This is a genomic window from Pseudoduganella rhizocola (genome assembly GCF_045984285.3).
Taxonomy (GTDB): domain Bacteria; phylum Pseudomonadota; class Gammaproteobacteria; order Burkholderiales; family Burkholderiaceae_D; genus Rugamonas.
The window spans coordinates 227,404-247,447 of record NZ_JBJQIK030000005.1 but is presented as its reverse complement, the minus strand read 5'-3'; the positions used below and the strand labels follow the sequence as shown (position 1 = coordinate 247,447).

General features: G+C 62.5%; 20 protein-coding genes. 4 read left to right on the top strand and 16 right to left on the bottom strand.

The window, feature by feature from the left end; translation table 11 throughout:
• Positions 1–9 precede the first annotated feature (9 nt).
• Positions 10–849 (top strand): pantoate--beta-alanine ligase, encoded by an 840-nt coding sequence (gene panC / locus ACJRPG_RS14115; RefSeq protein ID WP_408000726.1) that lies wholly within the window; start codon positions 10–12, stop codon positions 847–849.
• Positions 850–928: 79 nt separating this feature from the next.
• Here the strand turns inward: panC and ACJRPG_RS14110 are convergent, their stop codons facing one another.
• The 16 genes from ACJRPG_RS14110 to flhD all read right to left on the bottom strand — a co-directional run bounded on the left by ACJRPG_RS14110 (position 929) and on the right by flhD (position 15,078).
• A complete protein-coding gene (locus ACJRPG_RS14110; protein ID WP_408000725.1) occupies positions 929–2,137 on the bottom strand; it encodes an EAL and HDOD domain-containing protein in 1,209 nt (402 codons plus the stop codon).
• Positions 2,138–2,181: 44 nt separating this feature from the next.
• The gene (cheZ, locus tag ACJRPG_RS14105) at positions 2,182–2,826 is read right to left on the bottom strand and encodes a protein phosphatase CheZ (RefSeq protein WP_408000724.1); all 645 of its coding nucleotides are present in this window, start codon (positions 2,824–2,826) and stop codon (positions 2,182–2,184) included.
• 3 nt (positions 2,827–2,829) lie between these two features.
• Complete coding sequence (gene cheY / locus ACJRPG_RS14100; protein WP_028104141.1) at positions 2,830–3,219, bottom strand: chemotaxis response regulator CheY; 390 nt, start codon at positions 3,217–3,219, stop codon at positions 2,830–2,832.
• Between the two features lie 133 nt (positions 3,220–3,352).
• Entirely contained in the window at positions 3,353–4,423 is a 1,071-nt protein-coding gene (locus ACJRPG_RS14095) for a protein-glutamate methylesterase/protein-glutamine glutaminase (protein WP_408000723.1), read from the bottom strand.
• A 20-nt stretch (positions 4,424–4,443) separates the two neighbouring features.
• A complete protein-coding gene (gene cheD / locus ACJRPG_RS14090; protein ID WP_408000722.1) occupies positions 4,444–5,043 on the bottom strand; it encodes a chemoreceptor glutamine deamidase CheD in 600 nt (199 codons plus the stop codon).
• An 11-nt stretch (positions 5,044–5,054) separates the two neighbouring features.
• On the bottom strand, positions 5,055–5,927 hold the full coding sequence (locus tag ACJRPG_RS14085; RefSeq protein ID WP_408000721.1) for a CheR family methyltransferase: 873 nt from the start codon (positions 5,925–5,927) through the stop codon (positions 5,055–5,057).
• A gap of 44 nt (positions 5,928–5,971) precedes the next feature.
• A complete protein-coding gene (locus tag ACJRPG_RS14080) occupies positions 5,972–7,672 on the bottom strand; it encodes a methyl-accepting chemotaxis protein (RefSeq protein ID WP_408000720.1) in 1,701 nt (566 codons plus the stop codon).
• 40 nt (positions 7,673–7,712) lie between these two features.
• The gene (locus ACJRPG_RS14075; RefSeq protein ID WP_408000719.1) at positions 7,713–8,201 is read right to left on the bottom strand and encodes a chemotaxis protein CheW; all 489 of its coding nucleotides are present in this window, start codon (positions 8,199–8,201) and stop codon (positions 7,713–7,715) included.
• Positions 8,202–8,223: 22 nt separating this feature from the next.
• A complete protein-coding gene (cheA, locus tag ACJRPG_RS14070) occupies positions 8,224–10,446 on the bottom strand; it encodes a chemotaxis protein CheA (protein ID WP_408000718.1) in 2,223 nt (740 codons plus the stop codon).
• A gap of 41 nt (positions 10,447–10,487) precedes the next feature.
• Positions 10,488–10,853, bottom strand: a complete 366-nt coding sequence (locus ACJRPG_RS14065; RefSeq protein ID WP_231765572.1) for a response regulator — start codon at positions 10,851–10,853, stop codon at positions 10,488–10,490.
• 56 nt (positions 10,854–10,909) lie between these two features.
• Positions 10,910–11,458, bottom strand: coding sequence for a chemotaxis protein (locus ACJRPG_RS14060; protein WP_408000717.1), 549 nt, complete (start codon positions 11,456–11,458; stop codon positions 10,910–10,912).
• Between the two features lie 41 nt (positions 11,459–11,499).
• Complete coding sequence (gene motB / locus ACJRPG_RS14055) at positions 11,500–12,432, bottom strand: flagellar motor protein MotB (RefSeq protein WP_408000716.1); 933 nt, start codon at positions 12,430–12,432, stop codon at positions 11,500–11,502.
• A gap of 15 nt (positions 12,433–12,447) precedes the next feature.
• Positions 12,448–13,308 (bottom strand): flagellar motor stator protein MotA, encoded by an 861-nt coding sequence (gene motA / locus ACJRPG_RS14050; protein WP_408000715.1) that lies wholly within the window; start codon positions 13,306–13,308, stop codon positions 12,448–12,450.
• Positions 13,309–13,402: 94 nt separating this feature from the next.
• Positions 13,403–14,149 carry an SAM-dependent methyltransferase gene (locus ACJRPG_RS14045; RefSeq protein WP_408000714.1) on the bottom strand — a complete coding sequence of 249 codons (747 nt, stop codon included), beginning with the start codon at positions 14,147–14,149 and terminating at the stop codon, positions 13,403–13,405.
• Positions 14,150–14,199: 50 nt separating this feature from the next.
• Positions 14,200–14,742, bottom strand: a complete 543-nt coding sequence (gene flhC / locus ACJRPG_RS14040) for a flagellar transcriptional regulator FlhC (RefSeq protein WP_408000713.1) — start codon at positions 14,740–14,742, stop codon at positions 14,200–14,202.
• 18 nt (positions 14,743–14,760) lie between these two features.
• Entirely contained in the window at positions 14,761–15,078 is a 318-nt protein-coding gene (gene flhD / locus ACJRPG_RS14035; RefSeq protein WP_231765577.1) for a flagellar transcriptional regulator FlhD, read from the bottom strand.
• Positions 15,079–15,632: 554 nt separating this feature from the next.
• On the opposite strand from flhD, the gene kynU reads away from it, so the two are divergent.
• The 3 genes from kynU to ACJRPG_RS14020 are packed head-to-tail and all read left to right on the top strand — an operon-like array spanning position 15,633 to position 20,043.
• Positions 15,633–16,874: a kynureninase gene (gene kynU, locus ACJRPG_RS14030; RefSeq protein WP_408000712.1), complete on the top strand. Its 1,242-nt coding sequence runs from the start codon at positions 15,633–15,635 to the stop codon at positions 16,872–16,874.
• Positions 16,875–16,882: 8 nt separating this feature from the next.
• On the top strand, positions 16,883–17,725 hold the full coding sequence (gene kynA / locus ACJRPG_RS14025) for a tryptophan 2,3-dioxygenase (RefSeq protein WP_408000711.1): 843 nt from the start codon (positions 16,883–16,885) through the stop codon (positions 17,723–17,725).
• A gap of 17 nt (positions 17,726–17,742) precedes the next feature.
• Entirely contained in the window at positions 17,743–20,043 is a 2,301-nt protein-coding gene (locus ACJRPG_RS14020) for a GH92 family glycosyl hydrolase (protein ID WP_408000710.1), read from the top strand.
• Position 20,044 lies beyond the last annotated feature (1 nt).

Below are 20,044 nucleotides of genomic sequence, written 5' to 3'. Positions count from 1 at the left end.
TACAACAACATGAAAATCATCACCTCCGTCCAGGAACTGCGCGACCAGTTGAGCGGTCAGCTGCGCACCGCCTTCGTTCCCACCATGGGCAACCTGCATGAAGGCCACCTGTCGCTGATGCGCCTGGCGCGCAAGCACGGCGACCCGGTGGTTGCCTCCATCTTCGTCAACCGCCTGCAGTTCGGCCCGAACGAGGACTTCGACAAATACCCTCGCACCTTCCAGGCCGACGTGGAGAAGCTGGAGAAGGAAGGCGTCTACGTGCTGTTCGCGCCGACCGAGAAGGATATGTACCCCGAGCCGCAGGAATACCGCGTAACGCCGCCGGATGGCCTGGGCAATACGCTGGAAGGCGAATTCCGCCCCGGCTTCTTCACCGGGGTGTGCACGGTGGTGACCAAGCTGTTCTCCTGCGTGCAGCCGCGCGTGGCGGTGTTCGGCAAGAAGGACTACCAGCAGCTGATGATCGTGCGGAACATGACGCGCCAGTTCGCGCTGCCGACCGAAATCATCGGCGCCGAAACCTACCGCGCGGAAGATGGCCTGGCCCTGTCCTCGCGCAATATGTATTTGTCGGCCGATGAACGCGCCGAAGCGCCAGCCCTGTTCCAGAGCCTGAACTTCGTGGCCAATGAAATGCGCGGCGGCCACCTGGACGTAACCCAGCTGGAACGCAAGGCGATGGACGACCTGGCCAAGCGCGGCTGGAAACCGGACTACATCTCCATCCGCAAGCGCGGCGACCTGCAGGCGCCGAACGCGGGCGACCTGGCGCAAGGCACGCCGCTGGTGGTGCTGGCCGCCGCCAAACTCGGCACCACCCGCCTGATCGATAACCTCGAAATCTGATGCATAAAATTGGGGACAGACCCGGATTATACGAATCGTATAATCCGGGTCTGTCCCCAATTTTCAGGCAACTTTTTTTTCAGGTGGCGATGTTCTGGGTCCAGGCCAGCGCCGAGAGGTGGGCCTTGTTGATCTCGGCCGGGGACAGGTTCAGCGAGGCCGCCAGCGAGGCGACCAGGTTGGAGTTCAGCTCGCAGGCTTCGGCCAGCGCGAGATACGGGCCGTACTTGCCGCCGCGCGTCAGCAGCGCCTGCTGCACTTCTTCCGACAGCTGGATGGTCTCCAGCACTTCCTTCATCGAAATGCCCAGCAGCCGGTCCAGCAGCGAGAACATGCCGGCCACGAAGATGTTTTCCGCTTCCGCCTTGCCCAGTGCGGCCTGCCCCAGCAGCTCGGCCAGGCGGCCACGCACCACGGCCGTTTCCAGCAGCACCGGCGAGTAGCCGCTCGTGCTGGCCGTGGCCAGCAGCAGCGTGAGCCAGCGGTACAGCGGCTGGTAGCCCAGCAGCGTGATGGCCTGCTTCAGCGACTGGATTTCGCGCCCGACACCGAAACCGGCCGAATTAATGTAGCGCAGCAGCTTGTAGGACAGCGCGGCGTCGCGTTTCAGCACGCTTTCCAGCTGGGCGATATCGGCATTCGCATTCACCATCTGCATCAGCTGCAGGATGATGGTCTGCGCCGGATTCAGGCCCGCGCCATCGGTGCCGGGACGCGGCGTGAGGTGCAGCTTGCCGACGAAGGCGTCCAGGCCCAGCGCCGCGCAGGCGTCGAAATCGGCCCAGGTGGTGACAGGACGGCCCACCATGCGCAGGTTGGCCTGCTTCAGCGCTGCATAGGTGCGCGCCTGCGAGGCCACATCGGCGCCCGAAAAGCGCACTTCCACATAGGAGGCGATGGTGCCAAGGCGGCTGCCCACGCGCGGCAGGTCGGCCTCGCGCAGCAGGATGCCTACGCCGCCCGCGCGCAAGGCTTGCACGGCGGCCAGGGTGTCGGCATTCGCCAGTTCGGAGGTGCGGATCGAGAGCACCGTGTGCTCCGGCGGCAGTGAATACAGGGCGTCGATCGACAGCATGGCGGGCACCGCCTGCATGAAGAGCTTTTTGTCGCGCAGCAGCCAGCCGCGCTCTTCGTCGCACACTTCCGCAGCGACGAAGCTCACCAGGTCTTCCAGCTCGGCCTGGGTGTAGGCGGCAGCGTCCAGGTGCTGCCAGCAAAGTTCATAACCGACGACACGCTGCTGTGGATCCAGCAGCGGCTCACGGACAAGAAATTGGGTCTGATGCATGGCTGTCTTGTGTGAGGCTGGAGGGGCGCCGCAGCGGGCGCTCGTCAGAAGCCGAGGCTGTCAAGCAGGTCATCGACCTGGCTCTGGTCGGCCACGACGCCTTCCTTGGTGGTGTCGATCTGCGGGCCGTTCAGCAGGCCGTTGTCGATCTCTTTCTTCAACTGTTCGGGCGCGAAGTCGATCAGCGTCTGTACCAGCTGCTGTTCGAGGTTCTGCGCAATGGCGGTCACTTTCTTGATCACCTGGCCCGTCAGGTCCTGGAAGTCCTGGGCCATCATGATGTCCATCAGGTGCATCTTGGTGCTGGAAGCGGAAATCGCCGCCATGTCCAGTTTGGCCATGGTCTGCTGGGCCAGCGCGCGCCACTGCTCTTCGCTCGCCCCGCCATCCAGCAGCGCCTGCCAGGAGCCTTTCAGGGCCTTGGCGTCGTTGCTGATCTGGTCCTGCAGCGGACCGGCTTCGTCGGTGGCATTCAGCACCTTCTGCGCCGCGTTTTCGCTCAGGCGCGCCACATAATCAAGCCGGTCGCGGGCATCGGGAATGTCTTCCGCTGCTTTTTCAATCAGCTTGTCCAGTCCCAGGCCGCGCAAATTCTCGTGCAGCGCACGGGTCATGTGACCGATACGCGACAGAAACTCTTCGTTGGCCACGGCCGGAACCGCTCCGGCCTCAGCGTGTTGCTCACCCATCGATCAGGCTCCGAGCTTTTCGAAGATCTTGTTCAGCTTCTCGTCCAGCGTGGCCGCGGTGAAAGGCTTCACCACATAGCCGTTGGCGCCGGCTTGCGCCGCCGCGATGATGTTTTCCTTTTTCGCTTCCGCAGTCACCATCAGCACCGGCAGCTTGGCCAGCGCGGGGTCGGCACGGATGTTCTGCAGCATGGTCAGGCCGTCCATATTCGGCATATTCCAGTCGGAGACCACGAAATCGAACTGCTCGGCACGCAGCTTGGCCAGCGCCATCACGCCATCTTCTGCTTCGTCCACATTGGCATAACCCAGTTCTTTCAACAGATTCCGGACAATGCGGCGCATCGTCGAGAAGTCGTCTACCACCAAAAATTTCATCTTCGGATCAGCCATGAATTACTCCGTTGTTGCTCTTACGCGGTTATTAATAGTTGTTGGTTGGCACCAGCAAGTTGAAGGATAGCATTTATGTTGCTCCATAGGGAACAAACAGCCCCCAAAACCCCGGCAAATCGGCAATACCGTATCAAACGCGCAAAGCGCGCGATCCGTGTTGCGCCAGATAGCCCAGTACCATGCCCGGCAGCGCCTGCAAAGCGCCTACTTCATGCGTGGCGCCCACGGCAATGGCCTCGCGGGGCATGCCGAACACCACACAGCTTGCTTCATCCTGGGCAAAATTATACGCCCCGGCGTTCTTCATCTCCAGCATGCCGGCCGCGCCGTCCTTGCCCATGCCGGTCAGGATAACCCCAACCGCGTTTTTACCCGCGTTCTGTGCGGCGGAACGGAACAGCACATCCACCGAGGGGCGGTGGCGGTTGACCGGTTCGCCCTGGTCCAGCTGGGTCATGTAGTTGGCGCCGGAACGGGCCAGCAGCAAATGGGAATGCCCTGGAGCAATATACGCGTGGCCCGGCAGCACCCGCTCGTTGCCGGCCGCCTCCCGCACCGAAATCTTGCACAGCGAGTCCAGGCGCTTGGCGAAGGAGGAGGTAAAGCCTTCCGGCATGTGCTGGGTAATCAGGATGCCCGGGCAGTCGGACGGCATCTGCATCAGGAACTCGCGGATGGCCTCGGTGCCGCCGGTGGAGGCGCCGATGATGATCAGTTTTTCGGAGGACATGAGCGGATTGCGCAGTTGCGGCAGCGGGACCTGGCCGGCGGCGCCCGGCTGGGGCAGCGTGCGGGCCCGGATGCGGGCCTTGGACGCGGCCCGGATCTTGTCGGCGATCAGGTCAGTATACTCGCGCATGCCGGCCTGGATCGAAATCTTGGGCTTGGTCACGAAATCGACCGCGCCCAGTTCCAGCGCGCGCATCGTGATTTCGGAGCCGCGCTCGGTCAGCGAGGACACCATGACCACCGGCATCGGGCGCAGGCGCATCAGTTTTTCCAGGAAATCGAGGCCGTCCATCTTCGGCATCTCGACGTCCAGCGTCAGCACATCGGGGTTGTGCTGCTTGATCAGCTCGCGGGCCACCAGGGGATCGGGCGCGGTGGCCACCACCTGCATGTCGGGCTGGCTGTTGATAATCTCGCTCATGACGCTGCGGATCAGCGCAGAGTCATCAACGATCAGGACTTTGATCTTCATGGTACATCCCTATTTTATTTTTAGAACAGCTCAACCTCGCCAGCCACCGGCTGCACTTTGAGGCGGCTTGCATATTCGATTTCGCGTTTCGCCAGCGTGTCGTTATGGGTCTGCATCAGCTTCTTCACCAGCACCTTGCCGGTGCGCGGGAAGAAATAGACCTTGCGCGGATAGATATCGTTCAGGTCCTCGGCCACGATGCGGATCTTCTCGTTCTTCAGGAAAGTCTGCACGAAGGCCGCATTGCGCTCGCCCACATTCATGGCCGTGAAGCCTTTCAGCACGGCGCCGCCGCCGAACACCTTGGCTTCCAGGTTCTCGCGCCGGGCCCCTGCCTTCAGCAGGTCGTTGATCAGCACCTCCATCGCATAGGTGCCGTAGCGCGCCGATGCGGACACCGGGCTGTTGGCGTCCGAACCGCCGTCCGGCAGCATGAAGTGGTTCATGCCGCCCAGGCCCGTCATGCGGTCGCGGATGCAGGCCGATACGCAGGAACCGAGCACGGTCACGATCAGCATGTCCTTGCTGGTGAAGTAGTACTCGCCCGGCAGAATCTTGGCGGCGTCGCAGTCGAAGGTGCGGTCGAAGTAGACGTTCGTGGCGAATTGTTCTTTATCCATGATCTTCTTTCTTACGCACGTTGCGTGGCCGATGCAATCCGGCCGACGGCGCCACGCCGCTCGTCCAGCTCATACACCGTTTTCCCGCGCAGCTTCAGCGAGTCCGACACGTACAGGAAGTTCTCGGAGTGGCCGGCAAACAGCAGCGCGTCCGGCTTCATCAGCGGCACAAAGCGCGCCAGGATCTGGCGCTGCGTGTTCTTGTCGAAATAGATCATCACATTGCGGCAGAAGATCACGTCGAAGGGGCCGCGGATGTCCCATTTGTCTTCCAGCAGGTTGAGCTGGCGGTAGGTGATCAGCTGGCGCAGCTCGGGGCGCACCCGCACCATGCCCGCCTTGTCGCCCTTCCCGCGCAGGAAGAAGCGGCGCTGGCGGTCGGCCTCCATCTTCTCGATGCGCTCGATCGGGTAGATGCCGTTGGCGGCCGTGGCCAGCACATTGGTGTCGATATCGGTGGCGATGATGTTCACCGGCGGCGTCAGCGTATTGAAGGCCTCGCAGCAGGTGATCGCGATCGAATACGGTTCCTCGCCGGTGGAGCTGGCCGAGCACCAGATGTTCAGGTGCTCGCCGCGGCGCGCCTTCACATGTTCCGCCAGCAGCGGGAAGTGGTGCGCCTCGCGGAAGAAGGAAGTAAGGTTGGTGGTCAGCGCGTTGGTGAACGATTCCCACTCGTCGCCCAGGCGCCCTGCTTCCAGGTCGTCCAGGTATTTAACGAAAGAATTGATGCCGGTCGCGCGCAAACGGCGCGCGAGGCGGCTGTACACCATCTCCTGCTTGCTATCGGCCAGCGCAATGCCGGCCCGTTTGTAGATCATCGCGCGGACCCGTTCAAAGTCCTTGCTGTTGAAATCAAACTCTTTGACGGTGTCTCTGGACATATCCCATTCCTGCCAGGCGGCGGAGCCTCAGCCCCGCGCCGAAATTAAAACTCTTCCCAGTCGTCGCCCGAAGTGGCGGCGGGGGCCAGCTTCTTCGGTGCGGCGGGCTTGGCGGCGGCCACGCGCGGCGCCGGCTTCGGCGCAGCAGGCTTGGGCGCTGCCACCGGGGCCGGACGCGGCGCGGCGCGTTTCAGCTCGTCGCCCGCCAGCTTGAAGATGCTCACGGCGGCCGCCAGCTTCTGCGACTGCTCCTTCATGCTTTCAGCGGCGGCCGCGGCCTCTTCCACCAATGCCGCGTTCTGCTGCGTCATCTCGTCCATCTGGGTGATGGCCTGGTTCACCTCTTCGATGCCATGGCTCTGCTCCTGCGTCGCGGCAGTGATTTCGCCCATGATGTCGGCCACCTGCTTGATCGAGGTCACGATCAGGCCCATGGTCTGGCCGGCTTCATCCACCAGGCGGCCGCCCGTATCCACCTTGGTGACAGAGTCGTCGATCAGGGACTTGATTTCCTTGGCCGCGCTGGCGGAGCGCTGGGCCAGGTTGCGCACCTCGGAGGCCACCACGGCGAAGCCGCGGCCCTGCTCGCCCGCACGCGCCGCTTCCACCGCCGCATTCAGCGCCAGGATATTGGTCTGGAAGGCGATGCCGTCGATCACGCCGATAATGTCCACGATCTTGCGCGAGGATTCCTTGATGGAGCCCATGGTATCCACCACCTGCTCCACCACGCTGCCGCCCTTGATCGCAATCGAGGATGCGGAAACTGCAAGTTGGTTGGCCTGGCGCGCATTGTCCGCATTCTGCTTCACGGTGGACGTCAGTTCTTCCATCGAGCTGGCGGTTTCTTCCAGCGAGCTGGCCTGCGATTCGGTGCGCGCCGACAGGTCGGCATTGCCCGAGGCGATTTCTTCGGACGCCACGGTAATGGTCTCGGTGCCGCTGCGCACTTCGCTCACGGTTTTCACCAGGCTGTCGTTCATGTCCTTCAGCGCCTGCAGCAGCTCGGAGGTTTCATCGCGGCCTTCCACATAGACCTGCGACGTCAGTTCGCCGGCCGCCACGCGCTGCGCCACTTCCACCGCACCATGCAGCGGTCCGGTAATCGAACGGGTAATGAAGACGGCGCAGCCCGCGCCGACTGCCACGCCCAGCACGCACAAGCCGATGGTCAGCATCATGACCTTGCTGTCGGCTTCGGCGGACTCCTTCTTGTTCTCCACCACTTCCGTGTTCTGCATGTCGACCAGCTTGTTCAGCAAGGCCAGCGCGCGCTGGTTCAGCGGGTCGATGCGGCTGGCGATGACCTTGGCCGCGCCTTCGCTATTAAAGGCCAGCACCTGGCCGATGGCTTCCTTGAAGGCGGCGTCCACTTCCGCGTCCAGCGCGGCGATATCGGTCAGCACCTTCTTCTCGCTGTCATTCAGGCCGGTCGCCTGCAGCTTCACGCGCGCCGCGTCGTAGCGCGCGCGCTGCTGCTTGACCTTGGCTTCTTCCGCCTGCATTTGCGCCACGTCGGACTGCAGGCCGATATTGCGCATGGCGATGCCGGTTTCCAGCATCGCGCTCTTCATGGCCTGGGCCTGCGCAATCTGTGCCGTGATCAGCTCCAGCCCCTCCGTCAGCGCGGCCTTGTTACGGTTGTTCAGCACATTGGCCGACAGCACCACCGCGACAAGGATCAGCAGGATGATGCCGAAGCCGATGCCAAGCCGTGTGCCGATTTTATAGTCGCGAACATTCATCTGAAGTCTCCCTGTGGCCCTGTTGTAGGTGTCGTCCGGCTTATGCTGCCAGTTTTTCGATCAGGCCCATTTCCGGGCTGGACATCAGCTTGTTGATGTCCACCAGGATCAGCATGCGCTCATCGATGGTGCCGAGGCCGATCATGTATTCGGTGCTGAAGGCCGTGCCCATTTCCGGCGCGGGCTTGACCTGGTCCGGCGTCAGCGTGGTCACGTCGGACACACTGTCCACCACCATGCCGACCACGCGGCCGCCGATGTTCAGGATGATGACGACCGTGAACTGGTCGTACACCGGCTCGCCCAGGCGGAACTTGATGCGCATGTCCACCACCGGGATGATGATGCCGCGCAGGTTGATCACGCCCTTGATGAATTCGGGCGCGTTGGCGATGCGCGTCACCGCCTCGTAGCCGCGGATCTCCTGGACTTTCAGGATATCGATGCCGTATTCTTCCGAGCCCAGTTTGAAGGCGAGGAATTCCTGGCCTGCGTTGAGATCGCCGGCATTCTGGAGTGCGTCTGCCATGATGGTGTCCTTTTAAAGCGTCTTACGAAAAAATGGATTCATCCGCCAACTGGCGCGACGAACGAATGAGTGCTGCGACGTCGAGAATCAGCGACACGCCGCCGTCGCCCAGGATGGTGGCGCCCGAAATGCCGGCCACCTTGCGGTAATTCGACTCCAGGTTCTTCACCACCACCTGCTGCTGGCCCACCAGTTCATCCACGAACAGGCAGGCCTTGCGGCCTTCCGTCTCCAGGATCACGAGGATGCCTTCGGATGGATCCGTATAGCGCGGCGTGATCTCGAACATCTGGTACAGCGGAATCAGCGGCAGGTATTCGCCGCGCACCTTGATCACGCGGCCCTTGCCGCTGATCTCGCGCACGTCTTCCGGCGAAGGCTGCAGCGATTCGATCACGAAGCCGAGCGGCAGGATATACACTTCCTCGCCCACGCGGATCGACATGCCGTCCAGGATCGCCAGCGTCAGCGGCAGCGAAATCGAGATCGTGGTGCCGAAGCCCTTGGCGGAACGGATATCGACGGTGCCGCCCAGTGCCGTGATATTGCGCTTGACCACGTCCATGCCCACGCCGCGGCCGGAAACGTCCGTTACCTGTTCGGCGGTGGAGAAGCCTGGCGCGAAGATCAGCTGCCACACATCGGCATCGGACATATTGTCCGGCACGGCCAGGCCGTTCTGCCTGGCCTTGGCCAGGATGCGCTCGCGGTTCAGGCCACCGCCGTCGTCCGACACTTCGATGATGATATTGCCGCCCTGGTGGGTGGCCGACAGGAACAGGCGCCCCGCGTCGGTCTTGCCGGCGGCGCGGCGCACTTCCGGCGTTTCGATGCCGTGGTCGATCGAGTTGCGCACCAGGTGGGTCAGCGGGTCGACGATGCGTTCGATCAGGCCCTTGTCCAGCTCCGTGGCGGCGCCGCTGGTGACGAAGTCCACCTTCTTGCCAAGCTTGCCCGCCAGGTCGCGCACCATGCGCGGGAAGCGCGAGAACACGAAGTCCATCGGCATCATGCGGATCGACATCACCGCTTCCTGCAGGTCGCGCGTATTGCGCGTGAGCTGGGACACGCCGTTCAGCAGGCGCTCATACAGCATGGGGTCGAGCTGGCTGGCGCGCTGCTCGATCATGGCCTGCGTGATCACCAGTTCGCCGACCAGGTTGATCAGCTGGTCCACCTTCTCCACCGACACGCGGATGGAGGACGATTCGGCGCCGGCCGCGGCAGGCGCCGCCTTCTCCGCCGCTTCCTTCTTGACTGCCTTCTTCTCTTCCTCGGCCGGCTTGTCGGCTGCCGGCGGCTCCGTGATGCCCGCCGCCGCGCGGATCTGCTCCACCGGCTGGAAGAAGCCATAGCCGCGCTGATCGTCCGCCGCCGCCGAAGCATTGGAACGGATCTCGTCCAGCGGCTGGAAGAAGCCGTAGCCCGGGTCGCCATCCTTGCCGCCCTGCGCCGGCGCACCCGGCGCCGGGACCGGGACAACGTTGTCGAAGAAGCCGTAGCCCAGCGCGTTCTCCACCTTCGAGCGCTCGGCATGCTCGCGCGCGGCCTGCGTCGGCGTCAGCGCCGGCAGTTCGGAGATCGTCATTTCTTCGGTGTTCAGCACGAAGGAGCAGATGGCGATGATGTCATCCAGGCTCTCATGCGTGGTGACGACCATGGCATTGCGCTCGGCGTCCAGCGGAATGATTTCCACCTGCGCCATCAGGCCCAGTTCCGCCGCCAGCGCCGTCACCTCGCGGTGCGCCATCTTCGGCAGTTCCAGGCGGTAGCGCTTGCCGCCGCTGTGGTCCACCGCGGCATCGCCGGCCACATTGTGGAAGGCCGGCGCCACCGGCGCCAGCGCGGCCATCTGCACGTCCTGCGCCAGGTGCTGCAGCATCATGCGCACGTCGCCGACGGCATCCTGGTCCACGTCGGAACCGAGGCGATGGCCGTCCAGCTGCATCTTGAGGATATCCTTGGCGGCGAGGAAGGCGTCCACGTGCTCGGCGGTCAGCGCCATTTCACCCTTGCGGATGCGGTCCAGCAGGGTTTCCAGGATATGCGTGACTTCCGTCATATCGGACAGGCCGAAGGTGGACGCGCCGCCCTTCACCGAGTGGGCGGTACGGAAGATCGCGTTCAGGTCCTCTTCCGTGGCGGCCTCCAGGTCGACGCCCAGCAGCAGCCTTTCCATTTCGGCCAGCAGCTCTTCGGCTTCGTCGAAGAAGACCTGGAAGAACTGGCTAATGTCGATGGTCATGGCGAGACTCCGTCAAGAAAAAACACATGGGCTCACCTTTATCAGCCGATGACCTTCTTCACTACTTCGATCAGGCGCTGCGGGTCGAAAGGCTTGACCAGCCAGCCATTGGCGCCGGCGGCACGGCCCTTGGACTTCATTTCGTCGGAGGACTCGGTGGTCAGCATCAGGATAGGCACCTTGGCGTAGGCCGGCTGCTCGCGCAGCAGCTTGATCAGGGTCAGGCCGTCCATGCGCGGCATGTTCTGGTCGGTCAGCACCAGGTCCACGGTTTGCAGCTTCGCCTTTTCCAGGCCGTCCTGGCCGTCGACGGCTTCCACCACCTGATAGCCGGCGGCCTTCAGGCTGAACGCCACCATCTGGCGCAGGGAGCTCGAATCGTCAACTGCAAGAATTGTTTTAGCCATCTTCTTATCTCACTTAAAAGTTTGGTGCAGGTGTTGTATGGGGTTTTGGAGGGGCGTCAGAACAACTCGATGTCGCCGCTTTCAAGATGCTTCTGGCTGACGGCCTTGCGCAGCACGCTGCGCAGCTCCAGGCTCTGGATCGCCAGCGCCATGCTGACTTTCCCGAGCAGGGCCACGATTTCCTCGTTGTCGCTTTCCGCCACCATCTCGGCGCCGTGGGCGCCCAGGGTGCCGAGGAAATCGCGCAGGCCGGTCACGCGCTTGAGGGTACGGTCGATCAGCTGGCTAGTCATGTCCTGGAACTGCATGCTGGTGATGGCCGCGTTCACATAGCCGCCCACCTCCGCGCTCAGCGCAGCCAGCTGCGCCTTCTGTTCCGGCGTTGGCGTGCCGCCTTCCAGCAGCAGGCTGATCGTGGCCTGCTGTGCATTGACCGCTTCATGGATCGCCATGAAATTGCGGGTCAGCTTGTCGATCGCTTCCTCCAGCAGCAGGTTCGTCTGCAGCAGGTCGGTTTCCACTTCGGTCAGGTGGCGCTTGCCATGGTCCGACACGCCCGATAACAGGCGCTTGACGTGGGAGCCGAGGATTTTTTTTCTCGTCATAACAATCTCGTCTTGGCGGAGGTGTTGCTGTTTTTCTGCTCTTATTTTTTCGCCTCGGCGGCCGCGGCGGCCTCCAGGGTGGCTTCGGTTCCGGTACCGACTTCCATTTTTCCGTAATCGCGCATCAGGTTTTCTTCCGTCTTCTTGTTCATGACGATGATGCTGATGCGGCGGTTGATCGGGTTGAAGGGGTCTTTGCGGTCGAGGTTCGCCACCGAGGCCAGGCCCACCACGCGCAGCACCTTATTGTCGGCCATTCCGCCCTGCACCAGCGCACGGCGCGATGCGGCGGCACGGTCGGCCGACAGCTCCCAGTTCGAATACCCGGTCTCGGTGAAATACGGCGTAGAATCGGTGTGGCCGGACAGGCCGATCTTGTTCGGCACATCGTTCAGCACCGGGCCGATGGCCTGCAGGATCTCGCGCGTATAGGGCTGCAGGTCGGCCTTGGCCAGCGCGAACATGGGCCGGTTCTGCTCATCCACGATCTGGATGCGCAGGCCTTCGCTGGTGAAGTCCAGCAGCAGCTGGTCCTTGAATTTTTTCAGGTTGGGATTGGCGTCGATGGTGGCCGAGATGCGCGTCTTGAGCTGCTGCAGGCGCTCCTTCTCTTCCCTTTCCAGCTGGGCCTTGGCGGCAGTGAGGTTATAGGTCTTCTTCAGCTGCGGATCGTCGCCGCCCTTCACCTGGCCGTCCTTGCGCGTGAGGTCCTTGCCGCCGCCGGTGACGATGGAGGAGCTGTCGCCGGAACCGGCCCCGCCCTGCATGGCCACCTTGAGCGGGGTCTTGAAGTATTCGGAAATGCCATTCAGGTCGCCCTTGGTGGTCGAACCCAGGAGCCACATCAGCAGGAAGAAAGCCATCATCGCCGTCACGAAGTCGGCATAGGCGATCTTCCACGCGCCGCCATGGTGGCCGCCGCCGTGTTTCTTGACGCGCTTGACGATAATCGGCCGCAGGCCTTCTTCAGCCATGGTGATTCCCCATCATTACTTGGACTTCGCTTTCTTGATATGGTCTTCCAGTTCGGCGAAGCTCGGGCGCTCGGTCGAGTACAGCACCTTGCGGCCGAATTCCACAGCCAGCGCCGGCGCATAGCCGTTCAGGCTGGCCAGCAGCGTGACTTTCACGCACTGGTACATCTTGGTCGACTCCTCCAGCTTCTGCTCCAGCAGGGACGCCAGGGGACTGACGAAGCCGTAGGACAGCAGGATGCCGAGGAAGGTGCCGACCAGCGCGTGCGCAATCAGCATGCCCAGCTCGGACGGCGGAATGCCCACCGATTCCATGGTGTGCACCACGCCCATCACCGCCGCCACAATACCGAAAGCCGGCAAGCCGTCGCCCATCTTGGCAATGACGTGCCCCGGCACCGCGCCTTCACTATGATGGGTTTCGATCTCGTTATCCATCAGGTTCTCGATCTGGAAGGCATCCATATTCCCGGACACCATCAGGCGCAGGTAGTCGGTCATGAATTCGATGATGTGATGATCTTGCAGCACGGCCGGATACTTGCTGAACAGCGGACTCTCCCCGGGCGCCTCAATATCGCCTTCGATCGACATCAGTCCTTCCTTGCGCACCTTCGACAGCACGTCGAACTGCAAGGACATCAGCTCCATGTACAGGTCCTTGGTATAGCGCGAGCCCTTGAACAGGGTTGGCAATGCAGCCAGGGTAGCCTTGATGGCTTTGCCGCTATTACCGACGAAGAAGGCGCCGACAGCGGCGCCGCCAATCATCAGCAGTTCCAACGGCTGGAACAGCGCTGCCAGGTGTCCGCCTGACAGTGCGAAGCCCCCGAAAACGGAGGCCATCACAACGACATAACCAATAATGACTAGCAAGCCTGCCAACTCCCCATAAATTCGTCAAAAATCGATAAATTCCTCAGGGAACTACAATAACGTGAGATGCACCCAACGGGCAAGCAAAAGGCGGCTAAAACGCCCATATATAGAGAGGGGGCCGCCCCTCTGTGGTAAGGATGGTCTTGACGGGTTCGCAAGCGCTGTGACTGAACTCGTAGCTAATGAGCAAACTACCGCTTTTCATCTCGGCGCGGCACTTGCGCATTAGCGAATCCATGGCGGCCGGCGACAGGTAGGCGAATACCAGGTCGAACTGGCTGAAATCGAGGTGCTGGTAGTCGCCGCGCAAAAAACGGGCACGGCTGCGGCCCAGCTTCGCGCGCAGCCAGGACAGCAGCCACGGCAGGGGCGCCAGCTCGATGCCGAGGCAGTCGCAGTCCGGCCGCGCCCGCGCCAGGTGCAGGGTCATGCCGCCCAGGCCGCTGCCGATATCGATCACGCGCGCCGCCCTGTCCTGCGGCAGCAAGGCTGCCACCGCCCGCCACACCGCCGGGCCGGAGGGATAGTAAGGCACCTGGGTACGGAAAGTGGACCAGTAGACCAGCAGCAGCGCCGCGAATACCAGCAGGTAGATCCAGGAAGGCAGGCCGAGCGCCGCGGCGCTCAGCAGGGCCAGCGGGAACAGCAGCAGCATCGGCCACCACCAGACGGCCAGCCGCAGGCGCCATCCGGCCAGCATGGCGAACAGTCCCTGCAGCAAGGCGGCAGTGAAGAGGGTGAGCCCGGCGCCCGCCGCATCGAAGGCGGCGGCGGCCAGCGCCGTTGGCAGCAGCGCGGCGCACTGGGCGGCCAGCGCGCGCAGGGCCGGAATGCGCAAAAGCCGCCTCGCGGGCGGCTTTGCAGCGGAGCGGCGTTGTTCCGTCACGCTCAGGCGGCCAGCGCCTCTTCCTTCGCTTTACGGGTCTTGCCGGCGCGGGAAGGCATATGGCACAGGCCGCAGTGGTAGCCGCCGTTCAGGTCCATGCCGTTGACGACGAACTTGCCCTGGCACTTTTCGCAGTGCTTCAGTTCCAGCATCTTGCTGCTGAAGAAGCGCACCAGGGTCCAGGCACGGGTCAGCGACAGCACCGGCTCCTCACCCGGCTCGGGCGGCATCTGCTCCAGGTAGAGCTGGTAGGCCTTCATCACCGCCTGGATGCCGGTGGCGCCGGCGTGCTGGGTGAGGAAGCTGTGAATATTAATGAACAGCGAAGAGTGGATGTTCGGCTGCCAGGTCAGGAACCAGTCGGTAGAGAATGGCAGCATGCCTTTCGGCGGCGACACGCCCTTCAGCTCCTTGTACAGCTTGAGCAGGCGCTCGCGCGACAGCGACACTTCCGATTCCAGCAGCTGCAGGCGGGCGCCCAGGTTGATCAGTTCGATCGCCAGCTGGATTTCCTGGGCTTCGGTGACAACGCTCTTCTTGCTCATGGTGCGGGCTCCGGTGGCTTAAACGATTTCTTCTGCTGGCTGGCCGGCCATCAGGATGGCGGCGTGCGACTGGGCCAGGCCACGGTCCTTATTGTAATTGGTCAGCATGGAGAGAATCGCGCCATCGTCGAAGCGGAAACGGGCCAGCATCATATTGCCGCCTGCCAGCTTCAGGATCTGGGCGTTGCTCATGCCTTCGATCAGGTCGGCGATGTCGGCCGAAATGCCCAGACGGAAGATGGCGGTTACTTTGTCCGCGCGGATCATTTGCTGAGCCAGCATCAGGTAGCTCAGGTTTGCATCGCGGATCTCAGCCATCATGTCGTTTGCAGTCATGTCCATCTCCAGTTGAATTCTGTCTTGGAACGCATTTGCGTTTCCGTTGAGATACATTCTGCTGGAGCAAGTTGGCTGCGAGAAGAGGGGAGCTTCTGTATTTGCGGTCGGAGAATACGGAAAGGCCCATGTCAGCATTTGTCTGACAAAAGCTGAACAATAGGCTTGCACGCCAGCAATGGCGCGGCTTTCCAATTTTTGACGCCCCTGCCAAAAATGCAGATTCGGGGGCTGAAAATAAATGACGCGGTGCGACTTTTTTGCGACATCTACACCGGTAACGGCAGCGTTTTGAGGAACTTTAGGGTTTTAACGAAAAAATTTTAAAATTTTTTTCGCCAATCCAAAGTGCCGAACAGCAGGCCTTTTCCCGGACATCTAAGAACGGTAACGGCAGCCATTTCGGGAACTTTAGGGTTTTTTCAAAATTTTTTAAAATTTTTTGAAAATGCCGCCAAACCCAGTATCCATGCGGGTTTGCGGCCAGTTCTGGCGCATGGAAGGGCCGCCAAAGCATGCTAGACTGCCATTTTCTTCAAGCTTCAACTAATTTTATGCTGACCCGATCCGACTGCCTGGACCGCGACGCAGGCGACCCGCTGGCCCCGCTGCGCGAGCTGTTCGACCTCCCCGCCGGCGTGATTTATCTGGATGGCAACTCTTTGGGCGCCCGCCCCAAAGCCGCCCTCACCCGCGCCACCGCCGTGATCGCCCAGGAATGGGGCAAGGACCTGATCACCAGCTGGAATTCGGCAGGCTGGTTCCAGATGCCGCGCCGCCTCGGCGACCTGCTGGCGCCGCTGGTCGGCGCCGAGGCATCCGAGGTCGTTGTCACCGATACCACCTCGGTCAACCTGTTCAAGGCCCTGGCCGGCGCCCTGCAGCTGCAGGCGGGCGACGCGCAGCGCAAGGTCATCGTGACCGAACGCAGCAATTTCCCCACCGATATCTATATGGCGCAGGGCCTGGCCTCCTGGCTGGACCGTGGCTACCAGCTCCGCCTGGTCGATACGCCGGAGGAGATTCCAGGCGCGCTGGGCGCCGATACCGCCGTGCTGATGCTCACCCACGTGAACTACCGCAGCGGCTACCAGCACGATATGGCCGCCCTCTCCGCCCTCGCCCGCCAGCACGGCGCAGTGACGGTATGGGACCTGGCGCATTCGGCAGGCGCGGTGCCGGTGGACCTGAACCGCGACGGCGCCGATTTCGCCATCGGCTGCACCTACAAATACCTGAACGGCGGCCCCGGCGCCCCGGCCTTCATCTGGGTCCCGCAGCGCCACCAGGCGCAGTTCCGCCAGCCCCTGTCCGGCTGGTGGGGCCACGCCGCGCCATTTGCCATGGCGCCCCACTTCGCCCCCACCGACGGCATCGGCCGCGCCCTGTGCGGCACCCAGCCCATCGTGTCGCTGGCCATGGTGGAATGCGGGCTGGAGATTTTCGCGCAGACCAGCATGGCCGCCATCCGCGAGAAATCGCTGGCCCTGACCGACCTGTTCATCGCGCTGGTGGAGGCGCGCTGCGCCGGCCATCCGCTGGAGCTGGTGACGCCGCGCGAGCATGCGCGGCGCGGCAGCCAGGTCAGCTTCGCCCATCCGCATGGCTATGCGGTGATGGCGGCCCTGATTGCACGCGGCGTGATCGGCGATTACCGCGAACCGCATATCATGCGCTTCGGCTTCACGCCGCTGTACACCAGCTTTGCCGATGTGTGGGACGCGGTCGAGATCCTGAAGCAGATCCTCGACAACAAGGCCTACGATATTGCCGCGGAACGCGGCGCAGTCACCTGAGTACTTTTATGAGCGACGACAAAGAACCGGCCGGCCAGTGGCACGGCGCACAGATGGATTTCTCGAAGTCCATGAGCTATGGCGACTACCTGGCGCTGGATAAGATCCTCACGGCCCAGCACCCGCTGTCGCCGAACCACAATGAGCTGCTGTTCATCGTGCAGCACCAGACCAGCGAATTGTGGATGAAGCTGATGCTGCACGAGATGCACGCGGTGCGCGAGCACCTGCGCAGCGGCGACCTGCCCCCGGCTTTCAAGATGCTGGCCCGCGTGGCGCGCATCATGGACCAGCTGGTGCACGCCTGGGATGTGCTGGCGACGATGACGCCGCCGGAATACACGGCGATCCGCCCCTACCTCGGCGCGTCCTCCGGCTTCCAGTCCTACCAGTACCGCGAGATCGAATTCATCCTCGGTAACAAGAACGCCAGGCTGCTCTCGGTGCACAACACTACGCCCGAGACCTATGCCATCCTGGAGAAGGCGCTGAACGAGCCTTCGGTCTACGATGAGGCGATCCGCCTGCTGGCCCGCAACGGCCTGCCAGTCTCGGAAGCGCGCCTGAACGCCGATCCCACACAGCCGACGGTGGCCGACGAATCGGTAAAAGCGGCCTGGCTGGAAGTCTACAAGGATCCCGAACACCACTGGGCGCTGTACGAGCTGGCCGAAAAACTGGTCGACCTCGAAACGGCCTTCCGCTTCTGGCGCTTCCGCCATGTGACGACGGTGGAGCGCATCATTGGCTTCAAGACTGGCACCGGCGGCACAGCCGGTGTAAGCTATCTGCGCAAAATGCTGGACGTTGTGCTGTTCCCCGAACTTTTCGCATTGAGGACCGCACTCTAAAAAACTCAAGGAGAACCATGCCAGGCTTCAAACCCCTCATCACCGCAGCGCTGCTGGTTCTCAGCGCTTCCTCCCACGCCGCCGACAAGCCGAAAACGCCGTATGACTATGCCGATCCCATGATCGGCACCGGCGGCGAGGGCCATACCTATCCCGGCGCCACCGTCCCCTTCGGCCTGGTGCAACTGAGCCCGGACACGAAGAACGGCGTCTTCAAGGGCAATTTCACCGAATGCTGCTACGCCTGGGCCGCCGGCTACCGGCATGAGGACAAGGTGATCCTTGGCTTCAGCCACACCCATTTCAGCGGCACCGGCCACTCCGACCTGGGCGACATCCTGGTGATGCCGATCACCGGCAAGGTGAACCTGCAGCCGGGCAGCGCCGGCGAAGCGGGCTACCGCTCCTTCTACAGCCACGATGATGAAGTGGCGCAGCCGGGCTACTACGCCGTGGGCCTGAAGGATTACGGCATCCGCGCCGAGCTGACGGCCACCGAGCGCGTGGGCATGCACCGCTACACCTTCCCCAAATCGGACAGCGCCCACGTGCTGATCGACATGAGCCATGCCATCTACAACACCGAAGAGAAGGTGCTGTGGAGCCAGCTGCGCGTGGTGGACAACAAGACCATCGTGGGCTACCGCATGACCACCGGCTGGGCCAAGTTCAAGCCCATCTACTTCGCCATGCAGTTCTCCAAACCCTTCGACAAGTTCGGCATGGTGCGCGAGGACGAGAAACGCTACGGCCGCCCGGCCCGCACCAAAGCGGAAGGAGCCGCCGAAATCCTCACCCTGCCCGAGCTGCAGGGCCGTTCGCTGAAAGCCTTCGTCGATTTCAAAACGAATGAAGGCGAGCAGGTGCTGCTGAAGGTCGGCATATCCTTCGTGAGCCCGGAAGGCGCGATGAAGAACCTGAAGGCCGAGGTGCCGCACTGGGACTTCGACAAGGTGCGCGCCGATGCGAAGAAAAAATGGGTGGCGGAGCTGAACAAGTTCGACGTACAGGGCAGCGAAGAGAACAAGAAGATGTTCTACAGCTCCCTCTACCACACGGTGCTGGGCCCCGTGGTCTTCAACGACGTGGACGGCAAATACCGTGGCCTGGACCAGAACATCCACAGCACCAAGACCACCAACTACAGCATCTTCTCGCTGTGGGATACCTACCGCGCGCTGCATCCGCTGTTTACCTACACGCAGCCGGAGCGCGTGGGCGATATGGTGACGTCGATGCTGGCGCACTACCAGCAGAGCCCTGTCAACATGCTGCCGATCTGGAGCTTCCACGGCAACGAGACCGGCACCATGATCGGCTACCACGCCGTATCGGTGATCGCCGACGCCTACGCGAAAGGCATTCGCAACTACGATACGGCGCTGGCCTGGAAAGCCGTGACCGACACCGCCAACCGGCGCGACTTCGCGGGCCTGGACCACTACATCGACAAGGGCTGGGTGGCGCACGACAAGCAGAACGAAGCCGCCTCGAAGACTGCGGAATATGCCTACGACGACTACGCCATCGCCCAGCTGGCGAAGGCCATGGGCAAGCAGGCCGACTACCAGCACTACCTGAAGCGCTCGCAGAATTACCGCAACACCTTCGACACCCGCATCGGCTTCATGCGCGGCCGCAATGCGGACGGCAGCTGGGAAGAACCTTTCGACCCCGAGCTGGCGCAGAAGCGCAGCGCCTTCACCGAAGGCAGCTCGATGCAGTATTCCTGGTACGTGCCGCACGACGTGCCGGGCCTGATCGCCATCAAGGGCGGCAAGGACAAGTTCGTGCAGGGCCTGGACCACCTGTTCGACACGGAAGTCAGCAAGGACAAGATCAAGGAGCACGAAGACATCGCCGGCCTGGTGGGCCAGTACGTGGCGGGCAATGAGCCGAGCCACCACATCGCCTACCTGTACAACTACGCCGGCCAGCCATGGAAGACGCAGCAGCGCGTGCACCAGGTGATGGACGCCATGTATTTCGCGCGCCCCGACGGCCTGCCGGGCAACGACGACCTGGGCCAGATGTCGGCCTGGTATATCTTCAGCGCGCTTGGCTTCTATCCCGTCTCGCCGAACGACCAGGTGTATGCCATCGGCACACCGCGCCTGGACCGCGCGGTGCTGAAGCTGGCAGGCGGCAAGCGCTTCACGATGGTGGCGCACGGCCTGAGCGCCAAGGCTTTCTACGTGGACCGCATGCTCCTGAACGGCAAGCCCCTGAAGCAGCCTTTCCTGCACCACCGCGATATCGCGGCGGGTGGCACGCTGGAATTCTTCATGCGCGATACGCCGCGCACGGAGGGCAACTGAG

Coding starts and splice junctions, on each gene's coding strand:
- panC (WP_408000726.1), top strand. CDS start 10: ATGAAAATCATCACCTCCGTCCAGGAACTGCGCGACCAGTTGAGCGGT.
- ACJRPG_RS14110 (WP_408000725.1), bottom strand. CDS start 2,137: ATGCATCAGACCCAATTTCTTGTCCGTGAGCCGCTGCTGGATCCACAG.
- cheZ (WP_408000724.1), bottom strand. CDS start 2,826: ATGGGTGAGCAACACGCTGAGGCCGGAGCGGTTCCGGCCGTGGCCAAC.
- cheY (WP_028104141.1), bottom strand. CDS start 3,219: ATGGCTGATCCGAAGATGAAATTTTTGGTGGTAGACGACTTCTCGACG.
- ACJRPG_RS14095 (WP_408000723.1), bottom strand. CDS start 4,423: ATGAAGATCAAAGTCCTGATCGTTGATGACTCTGCGCTGATCCGCAGC.
- cheD (WP_408000722.1), bottom strand. CDS start 5,043: ATGGATAAAGAACAATTCGCCACGAACGTCTACTTCGACCGCACCTTC.
- ACJRPG_RS14085 (WP_408000721.1), bottom strand. CDS start 5,927: ATGTCCAGAGACACCGTCAAAGAGTTTGATTTCAACAGCAAGGACTTT.
- ACJRPG_RS14080 (WP_408000720.1), bottom strand. CDS start 7,672: ATGAATGTTCGCGACTATAAAATCGGCACACGGCTTGGCATCGGCTTC.
- ACJRPG_RS14075 (WP_408000719.1), bottom strand. CDS start 8,201: ATGGCAGACGCACTCCAGAATGCCGGCGATCTCAACGCAGGCCAGGAA.
- cheA (WP_408000718.1), bottom strand. CDS start 10,446: ATGACCATCGACATTAGCCAGTTCTTCCAGGTCTTCTTCGACGAAGCC.
- ACJRPG_RS14065 (WP_231765572.1), bottom strand. CDS start 10,853: ATGGCTAAAACAATTCTTGCAGTTGACGATTCGAGCTCCCTGCGCCAG.
- ACJRPG_RS14060 (WP_408000717.1), bottom strand. CDS start 11,458: ATGACGAGAAAAAAAATCCTCGGCTCCCACGTCAAGCGCCTGTTATCG.
- motB (WP_408000716.1), bottom strand. CDS start 12,432: ATGGCTGAAGAAGGCCTGCGGCCGATTATCGTCAAGCGCGTCAAGAAA.
- flhC (WP_408000713.1), bottom strand. CDS start 14,742: ATGAGCAAGAAGAGCGTTGTCACCGAAGCCCAGGAAATCCAGCTGGCG.
- flhD (WP_231765577.1), bottom strand. CDS start 15,078: ATGACTGCAAACGACATGATGGCTGAGATCCGCGATGCAAACCTGAGC.
- kynU (WP_408000712.1), top strand. CDS start 15,633: ATGCTGACCCGATCCGACTGCCTGGACCGCGACGCAGGCGACCCGCTG.
- kynA (WP_408000711.1), top strand. CDS start 16,883: ATGAGCGACGACAAAGAACCGGCCGGCCAGTGGCACGGCGCACAGATG.
- ACJRPG_RS14020 (WP_408000710.1), top strand. CDS start 17,743: ATGCCAGGCTTCAAACCCCTCATCACCGCAGCGCTGCTGGTTCTCAGC.